At 43.2% G+C, this 19,980-nt stretch carries 18 protein-coding genes; 1 reads left to right on the top strand and 17 read right to left on the bottom strand.

Annotated features, from left to right (window positions below):
* Positions 1-825: 825 nt before the first annotated feature.
* From RW092_RS12840 to RW092_RS12810, 7 genes are all read right to left on the bottom strand, one after another.
* Entirely contained in the window at positions 826-2,124 is a 1,299-nt protein-coding gene (locus RW092_RS12840) for an IS110 family RNA-guided transposase (protein WP_410055538.1), read from the bottom strand.
* 90 nt (positions 2,125-2,214) lie between these two features.
* Complete coding sequence (locus RW092_RS12835) at positions 2,215-2,391, bottom strand: hypothetical protein (RefSeq protein ID WP_316010384.1); 177 nt, start codon at positions 2,389-2,391, stop codon at positions 2,215-2,217.
* Positions 2,392-2,934 (bottom strand): type IV toxin-antitoxin system AbiEi family antitoxin domain-containing protein, encoded by a 543-nt coding sequence (locus RW092_RS12830; protein WP_410055537.1) that lies wholly within the window; start codon positions 2,932-2,934, stop codon positions 2,392-2,394. It abuts the gene before it with no gap.
* Between the two features lie 202 nt (positions 2,935-3,136).
* Complete coding sequence (locus tag RW092_RS12825; protein WP_316010370.1) at positions 3,137-4,042, bottom strand: DUF1186 domain-containing protein; 906 nt, start codon at positions 4,040-4,042, stop codon at positions 3,137-3,139.
* 277 nt (positions 4,043-4,319) lie between these two features.
* On the bottom strand, positions 4,320-5,420 hold the full coding sequence (locus tag RW092_RS12820) for a hypothetical protein (protein WP_316010382.1): 1,101 nt from the start codon (positions 5,418-5,420) through the stop codon (positions 4,320-4,322).
* On the bottom strand, positions 5,417-6,856 hold the full coding sequence (locus tag RW092_RS12815; RefSeq protein WP_316010381.1) for a hypothetical protein: 1,440 nt from the start codon (positions 6,854-6,856) through the stop codon (positions 5,417-5,419). The genes RW092_RS12820 and RW092_RS12815 overlap by 4 nt, the downstream gene beginning before the upstream one ends.
* Positions 6,857-7,146: 290 nt before the next feature.
* Entirely contained in the window at positions 7,147-8,052 is a 906-nt protein-coding gene (locus RW092_RS12810; protein ID WP_316010380.1) for an AbiJ-NTD4 domain-containing protein, read from the bottom strand.
* Between the two features lie 124 nt (positions 8,053-8,176).
* On the opposite strand from RW092_RS12810, the gene RW092_RS12805 reads away from it, so the two are divergent.
* Positions 8,177-9,333, top strand: a protein-coding gene (locus tag RW092_RS12805) for an IS3 family transposase (protein WP_316010379.1) whose coding sequence is annotated in 2 segments (ribosomal slippage) — positions 8,177-8,432 and positions 8,432-9,333 — 1,158 coding nt in all. Because the reading frame shifts where the segments join, the coding sequence is not laid out codon by codon here.
* 97 nt (positions 9,334-9,430) lie between these two features.
* Here the strand turns inward: RW092_RS12805 and RW092_RS12800 are convergent.
* The 10 genes from RW092_RS12800 to rlmD form a co-directional block, all read right to left on the bottom strand.
* A complete protein-coding gene (locus RW092_RS12800) occupies positions 9,431-9,913 on the bottom strand; it encodes a hypothetical protein (RefSeq protein WP_316010378.1) in 483 nt (160 codons plus the stop codon).
* Positions 9,914-9,950: 37 nt separating this feature from the next.
* Positions 9,951-10,172 carry a YdbC family protein gene (locus tag RW092_RS12795; RefSeq protein WP_316010377.1) on the bottom strand — a complete coding sequence of 74 codons (222 nt, stop codon included), beginning with the start codon at positions 10,170-10,172 and terminating at the stop codon, positions 9,951-9,953.
* Between the two features lie 28 nt (positions 10,173-10,200).
* A complete protein-coding gene (locus RW092_RS12790; protein ID WP_316010376.1) occupies positions 10,201-13,275 on the bottom strand; it encodes a type I restriction endonuclease subunit R in 3,075 nt (1,024 codons plus the stop codon).
* A gap of 15 nt (positions 13,276-13,290) precedes the next feature.
* Positions 13,291-14,547 (bottom strand): restriction endonuclease subunit S, encoded by a 1,257-nt coding sequence (locus RW092_RS12785; RefSeq protein ID WP_316010375.1) that lies wholly within the window; start codon positions 14,545-14,547, stop codon positions 13,291-13,293.
* The gene (locus RW092_RS12780; RefSeq protein WP_316010374.1) at positions 14,537-16,033 is read right to left on the bottom strand and encodes a type I restriction-modification system subunit M; all 1,497 of its coding nucleotides are present in this window, start codon (positions 16,031-16,033) and stop codon (positions 14,537-14,539) included. The genes RW092_RS12785 and RW092_RS12780 overlap by 11 nt, the downstream gene beginning before the upstream one ends.
* Before the next feature lie 191 nt (positions 16,034-16,224).
* Positions 16,225-16,734, bottom strand: coding sequence for a DUF6933 domain-containing protein (locus tag RW092_RS12775; RefSeq protein WP_316010373.1), 510 nt, complete (start codon positions 16,732-16,734; stop codon positions 16,225-16,227).
* A 4-nt stretch (positions 16,735-16,738) separates the two neighbouring features.
* A complete protein-coding gene (locus RW092_RS12770; RefSeq protein ID WP_316010372.1) occupies positions 16,739-17,173 on the bottom strand; it encodes a hypothetical protein in 435 nt (144 codons plus the stop codon).
* A 17-nt stretch (positions 17,174-17,190) separates the two neighbouring features.
* A complete protein-coding gene (locus RW092_RS12765; protein WP_316010371.1) occupies positions 17,191-17,988 on the bottom strand; it encodes an SEC-C metal-binding domain-containing protein in 798 nt (265 codons plus the stop codon).
* A 55-nt stretch (positions 17,989-18,043) separates the two neighbouring features.
* Complete coding sequence (locus RW092_RS12760; RefSeq protein ID WP_316010370.1) at positions 18,044-18,949, bottom strand: DUF1186 domain-containing protein; 906 nt, start codon at positions 18,947-18,949, stop codon at positions 18,044-18,046.
* A gap of 16 nt (positions 18,950-18,965) precedes the next feature.
* Positions 18,966-19,980 (bottom strand): 23S rRNA (uracil(1939)-C(5))-methyltransferase RlmD (gene rlmD / locus RW092_RS12755; RefSeq protein ID WP_316010369.1); only part of this gene is annotated, 1,015 nt, incomplete at its 5' end.

The raw sequence follows: 19,980 nt of genomic DNA, 5'->3' as shown, positions 1-19,980 counted from the left end.
TTGTGAATACTATTGTGAATTATGTTCACTTTCCCTGAGAGTATCACGACTCTATTCCTTTTTCTTCAGCCCATTCATATAAGCATCCAGCTTATATACACCACAGAGTCTGTATCGCGTATACTGCCCGTTCAGCACCACCGTGTGAGTCTAAAACTTAATTTCACAGTCTACAACTTATTTTTCCTAGTCTAATACTTTATTTTTCAGTCCACCATCCCGATTCCTGACCCATCATTTCACGAATTAAACCAGCCCCTCCAGGCTCCTGCATTCGACAAGTTTCCGAATATGCAAAAGAAGAGCTCTCGATTCACCATTAAGGTATATCGAGAGCTCTTCTTCGCGAACATCGATGCGGTCGAGAGGACAATGGTATCAATCTAACGCAGCACTATCTTGTTCAATGCCGTTTGTATATCTTCCCACTATAAAGTATTGTTTTCTCCTGTTTTCTCACTCATTCTCAGTATTACAACTTTGACAGTTTAAGAGATATTGGTGGAGAATGTACTCTGCACCTCGATTTTCTGTAAGAGCGTAGGCGGGAACAGAGCTTAGGAATGACCTTCTTCCAAAACTGTGGATAATTGGTATGATCGCACAGTGGATCTCCACATTTGCCCTTGGGGTTTACCCTCCCATGTCACACTGGGTCTATGCCCTCACATTCCTTCGTTCTACCTCTCAAGGGGTGGAGGCCGATTCTTGCTCCTTTACGGGGTCGTTGCCCTTATTGTGTGTAGTGCTTCGGCTTCTCCGGTGCTTCTGTTGTCTAAGCTGTACACATGTGAATAAGTGATCTACAGGCCTTTGCTTCCTTGTTTAAGCGGCTTCTTGCTGGATCTGGAACTGCCTCATTGGACCCATGACATCAATTGCATTGTACTCTCGTTGCTTTGTCCCCAGCGTATGCAGGACTCGAATCAGTTTTCCACATAACGCAATGATCGATTGTTTCTTCTTTAGCGGGTTTTGGCTGCGCGACGTGTAGTGCTTATGGAGCGCCTTAAACGCTTCGTTCTTCGCTACCATCGGCATCACCGCTCGGAATAGCAGTGCTCGTAGCCGTGATCTCCCGCGCTTGCTAATCCCGGTCTTGCCCTTTCGCTTCCCCGAACTGTTTTCTTTGAGATTCAGCCCAGCCAGTCGGATAATTTGTTGACCATGATCATAGTTGTTCAGGTCTCCAACCTCTGCCAGAAATCCGGCTACGGTGATCTCACCAACTCCCGGAACGGAAAGCATTTGTTTCGCTCCCGGGATGTGTTCGAGGATCTCCAGAACCTTACCCATAATCTCTTCCAGCTGGTTGCTGAATAGGTCATATTGTCCCAGCAATGTGCTTAACTCTACTCGCGCTGCCATACTACCTTCGGTTAACCCGATTGAGGCCGAGGCGGCCGCTACTAACTTCTCCGCGCGTTTGATGCCCACACCACGCTTCACATCCGTCTTCCAGTGAGCCAGGACGTCTCTAGCTCCCTTGTTGACGATGTCCGATGGCAACGGGAACGCCCGCATTGTCATTAGCGATGCCTTACCCTCCCAGACTTTGAATACGCTAGTGTACTCGGGGAAGAACCGGTCAAACCAGTTGCCGATGCGGCCCTTCACTTGCGTCAAGCTAGCTGATAACTTCTCCCGTAAATCCATCAAGATTCGCAGTTCCGCGTATTCCTTCGTTGGCAGCTTCGGATCGGAATATTTCCCGTTCCGAATCAGATCTGCGATGACCTTCGCATCTTTGTAGTCGCTCTTCGTCTGCGAGTTATCCTCAAGCTCTTTCGTCTTGTTGACATGAAGTGGATTGACGACAACGACTTGAATGTCTTGGGCTTGCAGAAATGCCGCCAATGGAAACCAGTAGTGTCCAGTAGGCTCAATGCCAAACACAATGTCCGTCTTCCCTTGTGCTTGCCCAAGCTCCTTCATCCACGCCGTCAGCTTCGAAAGCCCTTCCTGATCGTTATGGAATACACAGTCCTTACCGAGTTCAATCCCACGGAAATCTACGGCCCGCGCGACGTGAACCTTCTTCGCAATATCTGCACCGACCACCAGTGTCGATTCGGTAATTCGTGTAATTCGTTGATTCTGCTTCTGTTTCAGTTTATACTTCATGTTGAGCGTCCTCCTTCTAATTAGGGCAGTGAATGTCGACCATTCCAAGACCCAGCATACAGGAGGCGCTTTTTGTTTTCAAAGAGCAAATTACTTCATTACAGGAATGGCTCCTTTTAAGACAAGCTGGTCGCTGTACGCAGAATTTGAAATTCGGCGAAGAAACTCCTCTTGGCAGAACAAGTTGAGTAAAAGTTGCAGCTGTAACCCTCGTTCTTGAGCCTTTGCTTTAAGTCGAGCCAATACGGAAGCCGCTTGATCTGCCATCTATAACCACACTCCGATGTAGCTTTTAACCTTACTTGTAACCCTGAGTTTCTCTGCATATTCTAACAATCGATTTATGTTCCGCTGATTATCTTTCAAGTACCTTTGGATTGCTGTATTAACAATTTCCCTATCCAGTTTATTGTAATTTCTCAACACATCACATAGAGTGCGATCCCTGTCATAGATACGCAACTCTACATCCCCAATTTCAATTTGAGAAATACCGATGGACAGAATATGGCTCTCTAAATAATAAGGTTTAACTGGAGGATAGGCGATGTTAAAAATTGATTTTGAAATGTTCTTATCCACAGCCAGATTCCACGCCGAGGGAATTCTGTCAGTGTAACCGTACTGCACTAAAGCACTTTCCAAATATAGGACTGCTGTTGGAAAAAGCCTTGCAATCAATGTTTCTTCCGGCAACAATTGATCCGAAAGTTGGTAAGTGCCCTGCTTTATTTTTTCAAGAACACCATCATTGACCAACCGCAGTAATTGACGACTTGATATCCCCAAAGCCCTCAGTTCAGCTGTCATCATGACTCCATTATGACTGTAGAAATGACGTTTTATTTCAGATAGTGACAACAAAAAAATGCACCTCATTATCCGCTAATCAATGCGTCGAGCGGATGTTTTGGTGCAATTATCGCATATTTTTTCCCTTTGATCAAATGTTAGTTGGGACGTTCAATCCTCCCGATATATCCTTACCACGCACTTTTAGTTTTGAGCAACATCACTTTCCGCAGCATTTCTTATATTTCTTGCCGCTACCGCAAGTGCAAGGGTCATTGCGACCGATTTTTTCAACCTTGATTGCTGGATTCGTTGGTTTCGGGTAAATGTTATCCTTATTTGTCCAGACTTTAGATAATAACGGTGGCTTTTTCCTTTCTTGCTCGAAACAAGCCCACCATTCCAATTCCTTAATGGTATCCTCAATAAACTGAAAATGATGATCTTTCCTATGATTCTCAAGTACGACATCCATAGGCATTTTTAGTATTCGTTCAACGTCATCCAGCTCGATCATCATCGTATCTACAAGCTGCTTTTCGTAGGCACGTTTCATCACGTCATAAGCTTCCTGCCCATATAAATCTGCTAAACTGCTAATAATTTGAGCGTTAAACGTCGGATATTCCTCTGAACATTTCTCTTCAAGCAGTCCCCTGAAATAATCAATAACCCACTCCCGTTCCAAACGCCCGTGCAATACAAGAATGGACAGTGCATGCAAGCCTTGTCCACGAATAAATTCGTCGAGTTCCTCGTTCTCGATTATTTTTTGGACAGGGGTGATATCATCCGAATATACGGAAGCAAGTATCCGACCCACACCTTCAGTAACCACATCGCCCAAAAAAGCATCCATATCCGCTTCCGGCAAATTCAAAAACTGGATGAACAACGGATATAACCGTGTTTCGCGAAATTGAGCTAACAAGTAGAGGGAATATATGAGATCAATACGCGATGGTTCGTCGAGATAGGCGTCGGGATGGTTAATAACCTCCTCGACAATGGCAAGAAGATGCGGGATCGCTTCCTCTTTATTATCAATCAGTTGCTGCAGCTCTTTCCGAGGAAACTTCCCCTCATTATAGCGAATGGACTCGAGTAAAGCTTGCATATAAATCATTCGTCCTTTCTATTGGTTATCGTACATGGCTTGCGGTTAAATCCTTCCGATATATCCCTACCACGCACTCCACATGGCTCGAGAGGACAGAATGAATGTCATTTGAGTATGTCCGTTCTCGGGAACATATCCACTGCGTTTTTGGGGCTATCGGTAGACGGGAACATATCCATTACGCTCGTAAAATATAAAGAATGTTCACTACTGCTCTGTCGATTTAAATGGCTCACTCCAAACATTTATAGGCAAGTATTTCCCCAGTATCTGAGTATTGCTATCAACCTTTTTCTAAACGATACTTATGCTTAAGAGCATCAGTTACTGTTTCAATAATTGAAAATTCAAAATCCCCCTTTGACATTTCTATCGAAGACAAGAACTTCTTGTTTCCTTTGAAAGACTTCCATAATAGTGTCTTATCTTTTTCATCAAGATTTATCTTAAACAAGAGATTGGAGAGAGAAACAATCAAAGATTTCTGCTTATCATCAAACCTCTTTTTACTGAAAGCTATGTATTCCTTTAGATCATCTATGTCGTATTTTGGTTGCAATCCAGTTATCGGATTAACCAACAATTGAGTAGAGGCATTCATCAGATTTACATAAGAACCCAATTCGTATTGCTGTGCCTCTGTCATTAAGTTGTAGTCTAGGCCAAATGCTCTTGTTCTTTCGCTTGCAAAATTGAGTTTTTGGCTTTCATCTTTTATGCGGCTTATACGCTCATTTATTTCTACAATAGCAAGTTCGTATGATGTAACATCACGCTTGCTGATGAGGGTAAAAATATTCTCAAGACGGTTCTGATTGCTTTTCCCTTTCCATAACAGAAGCCCGCTGCCCACAAGTGCAACTCCGGCAATCGCCCAACCGACAGGTCCGGCAAGAGCCAGGAATGCATTTCCGGCAGCCATTCCTCCACCACCAGCCTCAAGCGCACCTCCGCCCAACCAAGCTAATGCCGCGTTGGTAGCTGCCGCACCACTCAATGTAGATATAGCTGTTCCTGTTGAAGCAATACCAAACGTTGTCGCAATTCCCATTGCGGCAGTAGGGCCAAGGGCCGCAACTGCGACTCCGATGCCTACACCTGCAGCACCTTTCCCAGCATTTTTTGCGGCGGCATTTTTGTAATCTGATTCAATCTTTTCTGCTTGCTGCTTCCAGTTCAGACGGATTTTTTTCAGTTTTTCATACTCTAATCGCTTCTCGCTTGGAACATTTCTAATACCGTCAAAGAGTTCTTGTATGGTGTTTAGTTCATCATAAAGCTGGCTTGTGTATGCGCCCAACTCGCCTATTTTTTCATTTGTTTTCTTGATAGCCGATTCTGCCTGCTCTTGGGCAAGTTTTAACCTCGATTTTTTCTTGTTCATTGTCTGTTACCCCCAAAATATGAATCTATATCGGATTTTGTCCTAAGTATATTATTATCAGGGACCTTTCTGAGTTCTGCCAACCGGGCAGATTTCTGGAATGCCTGAACATACATATCACTGTTCTTAAAGTCATCAACAAAATCTACAAGATCCTTATCATCGTATAACTCGGATAATAACGAGAGTCCGCTCAGATAGTTTTCTACGATGGTTATTTCTCTTCTTGCAAACTGAGCTTCGGACTCAGCTTTTCGTATTAAAACAGCCCGCTTTGCTTCGCCATACAATGAAATCGTGAAACGTCCCACTCCCACTATGTTAAGCCGAAGGAAAAATTCAGTCCCATTGAAAGTACCGCCTCCGGTTATGAACGCCCGTATGGTTGCATCGCCGAGATCCATCATGCAGAAGGTGCCGTGCGCTATTGTAAGCATTCTTTTTACGGTGGGATTTGAGAATGGCTCACAAGCTTTCCACATAGCGGATGCCGAACGTTCTTCTTTCTCTGTTGTTACGAAGTATTTTACCAATCGCCTTATCGCATATACCAACCTGACAATGATTTCATTGATGAATACTGGAATGACCTGAGTGGCTTGAAAGCGGATATCGTATCCTTCTTTGTATATGCTCAGAGCCAGCTCATTTATTGTGTTGTCAAACTGTGAAACGGGAATGTTCAGTTTCCTCTTTATTGCAATAATATCGTTCGTCCATGCCCAAAACGGAGAAGGTATTCCCATACCTCGACCTTTACTGCTGGATGATCCAGACATATCGGAAATCAAATGGCCAAACCAGTTGACGAAACCACAAAATAATTTTTCTGGAACATTATTGCCGCGAAGTTCAAATTTTCCATCAGCATTCTGTAAAGATATCAGTTCTCCTCCGGAAACAAAGTGCGATTGATTTGTAAACTGATCTAATATCGAAAAAAACAAACCAAGCAAAGTCGGATTATGGCCAAGTGATTTGAAATGATGATTTGAAGGAGTCAAGTCAAATACTATACTTCCAGCATCACCGGCTCCGCGCTGGTCATATGGGATTTTAAATTTCTTCTCAAGAAAGCTAATTGCTGATGACAGTGAATCATTCCCTTTGCCTTCCCATCCGCAAAGTTTAGCGAAATCAGTTGTCCGATTTGCAAACCACTTATCGGTAACATTTCCAGCCGGTGACTCTCCGGGTTTTCCAACAAGGAAAATATCAATGATGCCACAGAGAACTCCTGAACTTGCAGCCAACGCATAATCCAACTTATCACAGTTCGGTCTAAGACTCTCAACTGACATGATTGTCTCTTTCAGACTCTGAATTTCAGTTTCCGCAGATATTAATGCTGTTTCGATGGAAGATGAAAAGCTAAACCCATCGTCAGCAACACTCATTCTAAGAACGAATCGGTCTGTTCCTTCTGCTTGATTCATGCTGTTATACTCCCTCCCTTTCTTTTAGTTTGCGTTATATCTGAATATCTGGTTGAATTTTATTTTTAGGTTATCAATCTCCTTGGGGGTAAAGCCGAGAAAGTCAATAGACCCGACATCTTAAATCACCTTTCATTTTTCCAATTACGGTTTCTGCTTCTTTATTCAATTGTCATCACGTTGTTAAATGTAAGAATATGTAGTTTGATTTTCATTTCAGCCTAACAACACATCTACGGTTTTGTCGAATTTTCCTTTATCAAAGGAATAGTACATAATCAGTATTTCTTTTACATCAAATATTGTATAGCAAGTGCAATTAGTGATAAACAACGATTGAAAAAATAGTCGTAATAACGGACATCAGTAATATCAATCCTATCAGTTTCATGATGCCGTATGCGATATTTATTTCCAATGTCCGTCAACACCTTAAATTCATTATTAAACAAATCGGCAAAATCATCATTTCCGTTTGCCATATCATTTACTATTTTTTCTGATGATCGTTTCTTACCTAATGTTGTATAGTAAGTTTTTAGACGTTCTAACGCATCCCATATCTTTTCCACTGAATCTTGTCGTGCTGTAGGATTTGGTGTCTTATATAATGCAACAGCATCTTTCAACAACTCTCTTGTGCCTACCTCATGTACTGCTGCAAAATTATTTTCAATTTCCGTTGTAAGTGGACTGTTTTCAATAATTCTTTCTATAATTTTTTCATCTTTAAGTTCATAAAGTAGCCCCGACTCAGTAAATATTTCATTTATTGCCTCCTGGAAATTTTCAAATACATCTGAAGAATTATAGCAATCTATCGTTTGATAGTTTCGGTATCTCTCATTATTCCATCGTTCTGAGATATCCTTAATATTTTGTGCAAAGAACTCAATAAGATCTAAAAGTGCATACTGGTCATATTCATCGTCATATGCCGGGGCACAAATTCTATCGTACTCATCCCGAAATAGAGTCGGGATTCTTATTTTAATTCTAGTTACAAATCCTTTTTCATCAAATGCAACATAGTCACTATCTGTAAAGTCATGATGACAATTTAGAGTGAAAATATGTGTTAAGTTTTTTTGATATCTTTTACAGCAATCTAAAAGTAATGAATACATATCTTTGTTAATCGAATATGTCTTTTCCAGTGGGGCTCTTATACCATGCCTTTCAGAATATAATTTCATAAGTCATCTCCTTAATTTCCTATTTATCAGTTATTTAACAGGTAACCTTAGAGCTAGACTAGATTGTGGACACAAGGAACCGAGAATGCGAGAATAAAAACATCAACATTCGAGGTGTCCGAAAATGACAAAAAAGTATGACAAGGCGTTCAAGACACAAACCGTGCAGATGATCCAGGAGGAGGGCAAACCGGTCGCTCAAGCAGCTCGCGAACTCGGTTTACATGTGAATACTCTCTATCGCTGGATTGCAGAGTTTAATCAGAATGGCGACCAATCATTCCCCGGCAGCGGAAACCTGAAAGCGGACGATAAAGCGTACCGCGAGATGCAAAAGAAAATCCGTGATCTGCAGGAGGAAAATGAAATCCTAAAAAAGGCGATGCACTTCTTCGCAAAAGACCGGCGCTGATTTATCCGTTCGTTTACGAACACCGCTTCGAGTTCCGTGTCGCGAAGATGTGCGAAGTGTTTCAGATTAAACGAAGCGGCTACTACGCATGGATCAAACGCAGGGGGCAAGTCAATAAGCGGACTCGACGTCGTGAGAAGCTCAAGAAGCGGATTAAACGGATCTTCATAGGCTCCCGTCGACTCTATGGTAGTCCGAAGATCACAGCTGTCCTGCGAGAAGAAGGGGTACAGGTATCCGAAAAGACTGTCGCACGGCTGATGAAGGAAATGGGGCTCAAATCCCGTACCGTCAAGAAGTACAAGGCGACAACCAACTCCAATCATAACCTGCCTGTAGCAGACAATATTTTGAACCGCAATTTCCTTCCGCTGGCGCCTAATCAGGCATGGGTGACGGACATTACATACTGTCCGACTGACGAAGGTTGGTTGTACCTGGCTAGCGTTATGGATCTGTATAGCCGCAGGATCGTCGGCTTTCAGATGGGCGAGCGAATGACCAAGGAACTTGTCATCGGTGCGCTAGATCAAGCCTACCATCAGCGCAAGCCAGGGAAAGGTTTAATTCATCATTCCGACCGCGGGAGCCAGTACGCCTCCCACGATTATCAGGCTCGGCTGAAACAGTATCACATGATCGGCAGCATGAGCCGCAAAGGAAATTGTTATGACAACGCCTGTATTGAATCCTTTCACAGCGTATTGAAAAAAGAACTCATTTACCTGGAAAAATTCAAAACGCGTGAGCAAGCTAGAAAGCGGATCTTTGAGTACATCACATGCTTCTACAATGGCGTTCGGATCCATTCAACGCTTGGATACAAATCGCCAAATCAGTATGAGCGTAGGTTCCTGAAAGCATCTTGATTTTCTCGATTCTTTATGTCCAATCTATTGACAGAGGTACAAATCTCTTCCTTCGACAAAGTGACACCCTTGCCCATCTTCTCTCGTTCGAGTTAAGCTAGCTTACAATTAACTCATCGAATCTATTGGTCTTAACTTGAATTGAATTGTCCCTTCCACCGCCAACTGCAATTCTGAATGCACGTTCGTTCTTTCTGCGACTAATTGTAATTGACGATTTCTGAAGATCAATGATCTGTTTAATTTCATCTTTATTTAATAGAGCAATTTCGCTTTCTGACAGACCGGCTACACCACATACGAGAGCAACAACGAGATTGTGACCCGCATCTAAATAGCTGATTATTTCCTGTATATCGCTTTCGGTTAATGTAAATAGCCAACTGTAATAATCAGGAGTCTTAGTCTTCTGCCTGTCCGCACGATACTTAATAAACAATCTTAAATCACCTTTATTAGTCGTCAGATCATATATTTGACGATCATCATTACTCTCTAACAATGCCGGGTTAATATGTTTATTAAATAACATTGACAGTACAGCACCGTAATAAAAATCTGCCACCTTTATTTTGGCCATATCGACTTCCTCCTCCTTACATTTTCAGATATCTTCTCTATAACTCCAATCCATTCAACAAATCCCGCAGCGCAATAATCTCTTCCTTCGACAAAGTGACACCTTTGCCCATCTTCTCACGCTCCGGCGACCATTCGCGGATATCATATTTTGGTTCACGATCGTTCCATGAGATAAGATTGAGCTCCTTTTTCCAGCCTTTTGCAGATTCGGATAGAGTGCCGATGTGTTTGTTGATCGAATATTTGATATCTGTCATGATGATTGCCTCCTTAATATGGTTGCAGTTATGCCTGATATATCCCCTTACCTTCAGCGGCTATGGGGTAACTTGTTTGATATGTCTGCGAGTTGTATAGATTATACTTCATCTGCAACTCCGCCTGTTTGATAACCAGTTCGGTTGCATCGGGAATCTCATCCGGCGGGTATTTGTATTTTTTCAAGAGGCGTTTGATCAGTGATCGCATATTGGCTCGGGCATCATTGCGTCTATACCAGTCAGGCGTCCTGTTTTCTGCAATGAGTTCAATGAGTTTCTTCGCCATCTCTCTTAGCACATCGGATGTGTAATGTACTTTGACGAGTTCCGGTTTCGCCAGTGCATCATAAAAGGCTTGTTCTTCCGGCGTTAACTGCATGTCAACACCTTCGTTGATGGCCGCTTCGATTTCTTTAGCCATATCGATCATCTCGGTAATCAAGACATTGATATCTTCCGCCTGATTGTACCGTTCAACAATATTTTTAAGTTTCTCTGAAAAAAATCCAGAACGAACGATATTGGTTTGCTCAAACCATTTGATTTTATCCTCAAGCAGTTTTTTGAGAATGGTGGCAGCGACATTTTTCCGTTTCATCGCCATGATTTTTTGCAAATTTTCCACAGACAATAGGCTTTTTTCTTTCTGCGCAGTAATGGACACTACTTCGTCACCGTCACGAATAATCGCTTGCTCTATCATGTCGGCAATTTTTTGTTTGAAGGCTTCTACATCTGGCATGCCATCACGTTCGACTTTGACGATAAATGATTTCACTGCAATGAAAAAACTCACCTTTACTCTCATTGTCCAATCCAGCGCTGTTGCACAGATATTATATGCACTTTGAAGTCGTGCTACATGTTTCAGGAAGACTTCCTTGGCACGTTCCTTCAGTACATGCTCCACTCCGTCTTGTATCAGTTCAAACCGTTCTTTCGGGGTAGCATTCATGTACTGGCTGAAATCAAATCCATGAAACATGCCGTCCAATATTTCCATTTCGGTTAAGAGTATTTCTTTCGCCTTTTCAATTTCGGGAATGCTGTTGCGGTCACGATTGGTATATGTGTTCAGCGCTTCTTTTAAATATTTGCCCAATCCGATGTAATCGACGATTAGTCCGGCTTGTTTATTTTTATATACGCGATTCACCCTTGCAATGGCTTGCATCAGGTTGTGTTCTTTCATGATTTTGTCAATATACATGGTGTCCAAGCAGGGGACATCGAAGCCAGTTAACCACATATCGACAACAATAGCGATTTTAAAGTCGCTGTTCTCATCTTTGAATTGATTGGCAAGAGCTTGCCGATGCTGTTTGTTGCCAACGACATCCCGCATTTCCTGATCATCTTTATTGCTGTCTGTCATCACCAATCCGATCTTCGGAGCAAGTTCAGGAGCTTTTTCCTTGATGAGCTGGTACATACGGTAGGCGATTTTTCTGGAATAGGCGACAATCATGGCTTTACCCTTGAGCATGTTTTTTCGAATCTCGTAGTGGGCGAGTATATCGTCTACGACCAGATTGAGCCGGTCTTCATCCCCGATGACGGCTTCCATCGTGACAAGATCTTTTTTCAGCTTCTCAATTTTTTCAGGAGTCAAACCTTGCGTTTGAATATTGGCAACCTCTTGGTCAATCTGATCGAGGATGGTTTCATCCAGATGCACCTTAGCCAGCCGGTTCTCATAATGCAAATCGACGGTTGCTCCGTCCAGCTTCGCTTGTGTCATATCGTACACATCAATCAGTTCGCCAAATACGCCGATGGTTGATTTGTCGTTGGAATCGATGGGAGTACCAGTAAAACCGATGAAAGTGGCATTCGGCAGCGCATCTCGCAAATATTTCGCATAACCATATACAAGCTCTGCTTCGAGTGTCTTCTTGTCAATCTTGATATCAGGATCGATACCATACTGGGAGCGATGCGCTTCGTCCGCGATCACGATAATATCATGACGATTCGAGAGCAGACCGGTTTCCTCGGTGAACTTTTGAATGGTTGTAAAAAAGATGCCGCCAACCGAACGATTCTCCAACAGCTCAATAAGATTCTCCCGCGATTCCGCACGAACTGGCGCTTGCCGCAGGAAATCCGCCGCGCTGCTGAATGTGCCATGAATTTGTTCATCGAGGTCGTTTCGATCCGTAACCACAACAATCGTAGGATTATTCAATCGCTGAATAAGTCCGGCAGACAGAAAAACCATCGAAAAAGATTTCCCTGATCCTTGCGTATGCCAAACGACACCGCCGCGCTTATCGCCATCTATTGCACGAATAACACTGTCAATGGCTTTGTTCATGCCGAAATATTGATGATAACCGGCTATGATTTTGGCTTTGCCACCGGAAAAGAACGTAAAGTTGCGAACAATGTCCAGCAGACGCTCCTTGTTCAGCATTCCTTTCATCAGTGTACCGATTTGGGCAATATGCGGTTCATCGATAATAGGGGAGTTGCGATCCACTTGCTTCCACTGCATGTAACGGTCGTAGTCAGCGGTAATGGAGCCGAATCGGGCATTCACGCCATCGCTGATAATGCTGAAGGCGTTGTAATGAAACAATGGCTTGATGATATCCTGATATGTTTTAATCTGAAGATAGCCATCATGAATGGTCGCGTCTTCTCGAACCGCTGATTTCAGTTCAATCACAACGAGAGGCAAGCCATTGACAAACACAACCACATCCGGTCGCTTTTCAGCTTTGTGAATGACCGTGAACTGATTAATCGCCTTGAATGTGTTGTTGTGCGGATGATCAAAGTCGATGACCTTGACGATGCGGGAGGGGATGTCTTCGCCGTAAACTTCAATACTTACACCTTCAATGAGATATCTAAGAAATTGCTGATTCGCAGATATTAAGCTTGCATCGTCAATGTAGACAATCTTGCGCAGCGCGGCTTCAATGATTTCTTCAGGAAGTTCAGGATTAAGCGTAAAAAGTGCTTCACGCAAATCATCTTCAAGTACAACGGAATGATAGTCGCGCACGAAGTCATAGCCGTTTTGTATATTGTAACCAAGCTCATCCTGCAACAGTTCGAGCACAACCGATTCGAGGCTATCTTCGGTAAACATGGAATCACCGCCAATCTATAGTTCAATTTCGGATACGTCGATTTCTCCGGACATCAGTTTGGGGAGAAGGGTGTCTCTAGTTTGAGATAATAAAGATATTTGATTGCAGTTATTTGATATTTTACTGTCATAAGATGAAGCTACTTCATCAAACAATCTCATTAATTCCATAGTAGGGATAATTATTTTTATGTTTTCAAGTTCCTTTTTTGAGATGGAATTAAAAATTGTTCCCGATCCGTATCGATCTTCAACGGCAAATACTGTTTGTAACAATGCGAATAAATAAGAATAGTAGTTATGTTTAGGCGTTATAGCGCATAATCCTCGACCAATTACAATATCACGATCAGCAATATTTAGCCTACCAACTGGAGCCCGAACACTCATTAATATACTTCCTTTTCTAGCCACACGTAGAAGGTGACTACAAAAAACATTATGAACTGGATATCGATAACCGTAATTTGCAACCCCCTGATGGAAAGGCAATCCTTCACCCGTTGTATTATAAAACTCGGACTTTGGTGATTGCCCCATTAATATTTCCGCAATATCAGCAAGGCATCCAATTCTCCATCCCTTCGGAATCTCTTTCCCGAGTTCCTCACACCATTCCATTTCACCACCGCTAGACTTATAAGGTTCACCGTTCTCATTCGGGAACTCGAAATCAACAAACCATTGCTTGAAGATCGCCTGAGCCATTTGTTCCAGCACTTTGTTCATGCGGTTGTTGAGTTCGATTTTGTCGTCGAGAGTGGAGAGAATGGATGCTATTTTTTGTTGAGAATCTAATTCTGGCTTTATTAAAGTTAAGTTCTTCATTATCATTATAGGTAGTTGTGGTTGAGCACTACCTGTTTTTATCGACTTAATTTGATTTTGAATTAATGATGAACGAAATAACCAATAAACAAAATCTGGAAAAAACTCATTCTTATTTACACGTAATATAACCATACCGGAATTTATTCTAATGTTGTTGTAATATACCCGATTATGATAATAAGCAACATTACCAACAGTTCCTCTTGTTGTTAACACGATATCGTTACGTTGAAGTTTACCCTTTCTGAGCAAAGAATCTTTTTCTGCAGAAATAAAATTTTTTTCACTAAATTCAAACCCTTCAGTTGTCACATTTTTTGCACTTAGAAAAAGGCAATATCCTTTTTCAGTGAACTCATTTTGCTTCGGATAATTTTTGCCTCTGTCTCCGTCGATTATTTCTATTGAAGTCTTTCCGAGCGAAATATTCTCAAAACTCATACCCAATAGCCCCCAGACTCTTCTTAATCTTCTCATCCAGCACAGAAGACTCCGACATCAAATCTGCAAGCTCGGAAACCAGCTTCTCCATCTTTTCCTCAAACGGCTCGTCATCCATAATTTCTTTCACTCCAACATAACGACCGGGAGTAAGCACGTTGTCATGCTTCTGGATATCCTCCAGAGTAGCCGACTTGCAGAAACCGACTTCATCTTGATAGCCGTCATTATTCAGCCACTTATGGTAAGTATCCGCAATCAGTGTAATGTCCGCATCTTCCAGTTCACGCAGTTTACGGCTAATCATCGTTCCCTTATCACGCGCATCGATAAACAATACCTCGCCTTTGCGTTTCTTGCCTCTGCGCAGGAACCATAAGCAAACGGGAATGCCTGTGGTAAAGAAGAGTTTATCCGGCAATGCGACGATACAATCGACCAAATCTTCTTCAATGAACTTCGCCCGAATATTACCTTCGCCTGAAGTTTGGGACGACAAAGAACCGTTCGCCAACACAACACCAGCGACACCTTTGGACGGTTTCAATATCGTAAGAATATGAGAGAGCCAAGCATAGTTGGCATTGCCTTTCGCCGGAATGCCCCATTTCCAGCGCGGATCGTTCAAGAGACTCTCTTGTCCCCAATCGCTGATGTTGAAAGGGGGATTGGCTAGAATATAATCAAATTTTTCATCTTTGAATTGATCGTCGTGAAATGTATCCGCATGAATTTTGCCAAGATTTGCTTCGATCCCACGAATGGCAAGGTTCATTGTTGCAAGTCTGCGAGTCTCCGCATTGAGTTCTTGACCATAGACGGATAACTTGTAGGCATTGCCGCCATGCGCTTTCACGAACTTCTGTGCCTGAACAAACATGCCGCCGGAACCGCAACATGGGTCATAGATGGTTCCTTCGTATGGTTCGATCATTTCGACAAGCAGTTTTACTACGCTGCTAGGAGTATAGAATTCGCCGCCGCCTTGCCCGAGCATGAATGCGAATTTGCCAAGGAAGTATTCATAGACACGACCGAGCGCGTCTTCTTCAATAAGTAAGGTATTGGCATTCTCAAACACCATTACCACTTCGCCAACTCTGCGTTGGTCAACATCTGCGCCAGAATAAATCTTGGGCAGAACTCCGGCAAGCTTTTTGTTTTCTTTTTCAATCGCGATAAACGCTTCATCAATGATTTGACCGATATTCGGCTTCGTTGCGTTTTCAATGATATGCTTCCAACGAGCTTTTTCCGGCACATAAAATACATTGAAACGCTCATATTCATCGCGGTCATCTTCAAATCCGTCGCCTTCTGCCACAAGCTCGTTGTACCGTTGGTCAAAGCGATCAGAGATGTATTTAAGAAAGATGATGCCAAGTACGACATCTTTATATTTGGAAGAAGCGATACTGCCTCTTAACTTGTCGGCTGCTGCCCATAGTTTGTCTTCTAAACTTGTAACAAGATTCTCTTTTGCCATATGTATGTAACTCCTATCGTTGTAATAGTCCATTAGATTTATTCCACAATCCTACTGGAAAATCCTTTATTCGACAGATCGTTTTCACTATTATACATCATGTCACCGTCAACTTCCTGTCAGCGAGTATATGTTCGCATGAAAAAACCTCCCGAAAGTGGAGGTAATAAAGAGTGGATTACTATAGACATCTATAAATTTTGTAAAACATCGTGCATGGTTTCGCCGGAATATAATTGGGGCAGCTTGAGAAAGGCATACCTGTTTAACATTCGATTGACTTGATCATTTCTAGGATCACCGAATTCGTCCAGGTTGCCTTCCATCTCATATTTAGCAACCATAATCATTTCATTGATTTGACCAATAATACTTCTATCACTTGTCGAGGCAAAACTGACATCTCTACAATTCTGAGTATATTTATCTACCAATGCTTGCTCCATTCCATCCGCAAGTAAATTGCGGGAAATGTGCTTTACGAACAGATTAGGGAATTGTTTAAAATCAACCTTCACCAAGCCAAACATCACAAAATTGTATCTGGTTTCGTTATTCATAACCAATACACACTTGCGACGATGAAATGCAAATAAATGAGCATGCCAACAATACAGAGGATTAGCATGCTCCGGCTTTTCTTTAAATAAGGAAACATCAAATTCGGCAGCCAGTTTTTTTGTGCATTGTATCGTGATCATCTTTTTACCTCATATCATGAGCTTTAGAGTTCCAGTATTCTACGAATGCGATATAACTTTTCATCGATGTAAAGAACAAAATGTGCTGGGCAACAGTCAACTTATAGCTTTTAAGTTGCGGCACACGATTTTTCCTCGCCTTGGCAATGCGATGATGGCCATCAATCACGATAAACGTACCCGGAATGATCTCCGCTTGGATTATTGGAATGGATAGATCAACGCTATCCACATGACTTGGGTTTAATGAACCTGATGGAAACTCTTTTTCAACAGCAATTACAGAATGGAGAATATTGCATTCGTTTTTCGCAATATACTTGATGATCCTCGAAATGTTCCATTCAAAAATCCCATGACGATAAAGCTCTTCATTCTCAAACGATTCAATAGGCGAATAGTTGGGAGCGACAATCAATTTATAGTCTGTTGCTTTCACTTCAATTCACTATCCTGTTATTTTCCGCAGCATTTCTTATACTTCAGACCGCGTCCGCAAGGACATGGCTCGTTACGCCCAATCTTTGTACGATTGACGGGAACAGCCTTTTGAATCGGCGGTAAAGATACTTTCGATCTTTGAGCATTCTTTTCCCGCATGCCATCTATGATTTGTTGGCCAACAACCCCTGCTTCCTCTAACATTCCTAATTCCGTATAAATATCGGATAACCTATCCAATACATCAAACCGATCTTCGAGCCCGTCTACTTCTAAAGCTTGTTTTAAGATTTCAATAGCTTTTTCACTATTTTTGTTGTCCTCTTTTGCAAAAAGCCAATATTGATCAGACCATCCAATCCATCCCCAACCCCAAGTCGGATATTGTTGAAGGTACTCTTTGAAAAGATTTTCTCCTTCATCTGCTTGTCCTAGCTCGAAGTATGACTCAGCAATCGCCCTCTTCATATTTAGAATATTACCTTCACACGCATCCTCAGATCTTGCCACATATTCTCTGCAAAAATCAATTCTGTGCTGAAGGAAATCGCTATTCTTTCTCCCCACGTTCTCCAATTCCAGATCGAAATCAGAAGCCCAATTGAAAAAACACTGCATACCGTGGAAAGACTTGTCCAATTCTTCGACAGATTCCAAATTATACGTTTCCATGGTATCTAAGGCTTTCTTCCAAAGCTCAATCCACACAGAAGCAGCGCCTTCAGCATCACCAGACATCGACAGTTTGTAGCCTTTTTGCATGAGATCATCTAATTCTTGTTGAGTTTGGCTGTCCAATTTAACCTTGTCCATGATATTTCAATCCTCCCGATATATCCTTACCACGCACTTTTAGTTTTGAGCAACATCACTTTCCGCAGCATTTCTTATATTTCTTGCCGCTACCGCAAGTGCAAGGGTCATTGCGACCGATTTTTTCAACCTTGATTGCTGGATTCGTTGGTTTCGGGTAAATGTTATCCTTATTTGTCCAGACTTTAGATAATAACGGTGGCTTTTTCCTTTCTTGCTCGAAACAAGCCCACCATTCCAATTCCTTAATGGTATCCTCAATAAACTGAAAATGATGATCTTTCCTATGATTCTCAAGTACGACATCCATAGGCATTTTTAGTATTCGTTCAACGTCATCCAGCTCGATCATCATCGTATCTACAAGCTGCTTTTCGTAGGCACGTTTCATCACGTCATAAGCTTCCTGCCCATATAAATCTGCTAAACTGCTAATAATTTGAGCGTTAAACGTCGGATATTCCTCTGAACATTTCTCTTCAAGCAGTCCCCTGAAATAATCAATAACCCACTCCCGTTCCAAACGCCCGTGCAATACAAGAATGGACAGTGCATGCAAGCCTTGTCCACGAATAAATTCGTCGAGTTCCTCGTTCTCGATTATTTTTTGGACAGGGGTGATATCATCCGAATATACGGAAGCAAGTATCCGACCCACACCTTCAGTAACCACATCGCCCAAAAAAGCATCCATATCCGCTTCCGGCAAATTCAAAAACTGGATGAACAACGGATATAACCGTGTTTCGCGAAATTGAGCTAACAAGTAGAGGGAATATATGAGATCAATACGCGATGGTTCGTCGAGATAGGCGTCGGGATGGTTAATAACCTCCTCGACAATGGCAAGAAGATGCGGGATCGCTTCCTCTTTATTATCAATCAGTTGCTGCAGCTCTTTCCGAGGAAACTTCCCCTCATTATAGCGAATGGACTCGAGTAAAGCTTGCATATAAATCATTCGTCCTTTCTATTGGTTATCGTACATGGCTTGCGGTTAAATCCTTCCGATATATCCCTACCACGCACTCCACATGCACCGAATGCGGGAACATATCCACCGGCGTGACCTCAACGGTCCGATACCCGCCGTCCTCCAGGATGCGCAGGTCGCGAGCTAGCGTCGCTGGATTGCACGATACGTAAACTACGCGCTCGGGCTTCATCTCAAGGATCGTCTCCAGCAGGCGCGGGTCGCAGCCTTTGCGGGGCGGGTCGACGACGATGACGTCGGCTTCGATGCCCTGCTCTTTCCAGGCGGGGATAACGTCTTCGGAGGCACCGACCTCAAAGGTGACATGGTTCATCCCGTTCAGCTTGGCGTTGACGCGAGCGTCTTCGATCGCCTCTTTGACAATCTCCACGCCATATACTCGCTTCGCGTGTTGCGCCAGGAACAACGAGATCGTGCCGATGCCGCAATAAGCGTCGATGACCGTTTCTTGGCCGGTGAGACCGGCGTATTCGACCGTTTTGCCGTAGAGGACTTCTGTCTGGACCGGGTTCACTTGGTAAAAAGAACGCGCCGAGATCGCAAACTTCACGTCCCCGATATAGTCATAGATCACTTCGCGCCCCCACAGGACGCGGGTGACGTCGCCAAAGATAACGTTCGTCTGCCGTGTATTGACGTTCTGGCAGATGCTCACCACGGACGGGAGCTCTTCGCGGATCGCCGCGATCCACTCCTCTTCACGGGGGATCTGATCGCCGTTGGTGACCAGCACCAGCATCATTTCGCCGGTGCGGAAGCCCACCTTCACGACGACGTGGCGAAGCAGGCCCTGGCCTGTCTCTTCGTCGTAGGCGGTGATGCCCAGACGGCGGCCGATGGCTTTGACGCGGCGGATCACATCATCGTTGCTCTCGTGCTGAATCAGGCACGTCTCCATGTCGATGATGCGATGGCTGCCGCGGGCGTAGAAGCCGCCGACCAGTGCGCCGTCGACGACGCCGACGGGCACCTGCGCCTTGTTGCGGTAGCGCCAAGGC

The organism is Paenibacillus sp. 3LSP (assembly GCF_032465655.1).
Taxonomy (GTDB): Bacteria; Bacillota; Bacilli; order Paenibacillales; family Paenibacillaceae; genus Fontibacillus; species Fontibacillus barengoltzii.
The sequence above is the reverse complement of the archived record's forward strand: the minus strand, read 5'-3'. Positions and strand labels throughout refer to the sequence as shown.

Bases quoted from the DNA above. Each gene is read 5' to 3' on its own strand.
- RW092_RS12840 (WP_410055538.1), bottom strand. From the start codon at position 2,124: ATGAAGTATAAACTGAAACAGAAGCAGAATCAACGAATTACACGAATT.
- RW092_RS12835 (WP_316010384.1), bottom strand. From the start codon at position 2,391: ATGGCAGATCAAGCGGCTTCCGTATTGGCTCGACTTAAAGCAAAGGCT.
- RW092_RS12830 (WP_410055537.1), bottom strand. From the start codon at position 2,934: ATGACAGCTGAACTGAGGGCTTTGGGGATATCAAGTCGTCAATTACTG.
- RW092_RS12825 (WP_316010370.1), bottom strand. From the start codon at position 4,042: ATGATTTATATGCAAGCTTTACTCGAGTCCATTCGCTATAATGAGGGG.
- RW092_RS12820 (WP_316010382.1), bottom strand. From the start codon at position 5,420: ATGAACAAGAAAAAATCGAGGTTAAAACTTGCCCAAGAGCAGGCAGAA.
- RW092_RS12815 (WP_316010381.1), bottom strand. From the start codon at position 6,856: ATGAATCAAGCAGAAGGAACAGACCGATTCGTTCTTAGAATGAGTGTT.
- RW092_RS12810 (WP_316010380.1), bottom strand. From the start codon at position 8,052: ATGAAATTATATTCTGAAAGGCATGGTATAAGAGCCCCACTGGAAAAG.
- RW092_RS12800 (WP_316010378.1), bottom strand. From the start codon at position 9,913: ATGGCCAAAATAAAGGTGGCAGATTTTTATTACGGTGCTGTACTGTCA.
- RW092_RS12795 (WP_316010377.1), bottom strand. From the start codon at position 10,172: ATGACAGATATCAAATATTCGATCAACAAACACATCGGCACTCTATCC.
- RW092_RS12790 (WP_316010376.1), bottom strand. From the start codon at position 13,275: ATGTTTACCGAAGATAGCCTCGAATCGGTTGTGCTCGAACTGTTGCAG.
- RW092_RS12785 (WP_316010375.1), bottom strand. From the start codon at position 14,547: ATGAGTTTTGAGAATATTTCGCTCGGAAAGACTTCAATAGAAATAATC.
- RW092_RS12780 (WP_316010374.1), bottom strand. From the start codon at position 16,033: ATGGCAAAAGAGAATCTTGTTACAAGTTTAGAAGACAAACTATGGGCA.
- RW092_RS12775 (WP_316010373.1), bottom strand. From the start codon at position 16,734: ATGATCACGATACAATGCACAAAAAAACTGGCTGCCGAATTTGATGTT.
- RW092_RS12765 (WP_316010371.1), bottom strand. From the start codon at position 17,988: ATGGACAAGGTTAAATTGGACAGCCAAACTCAACAAGAATTAGATGAT.
- RW092_RS12760 (WP_316010370.1), bottom strand. From the start codon at position 18,949: ATGATTTATATGCAAGCTTTACTCGAGTCCATTCGCTATAATGAGGGG.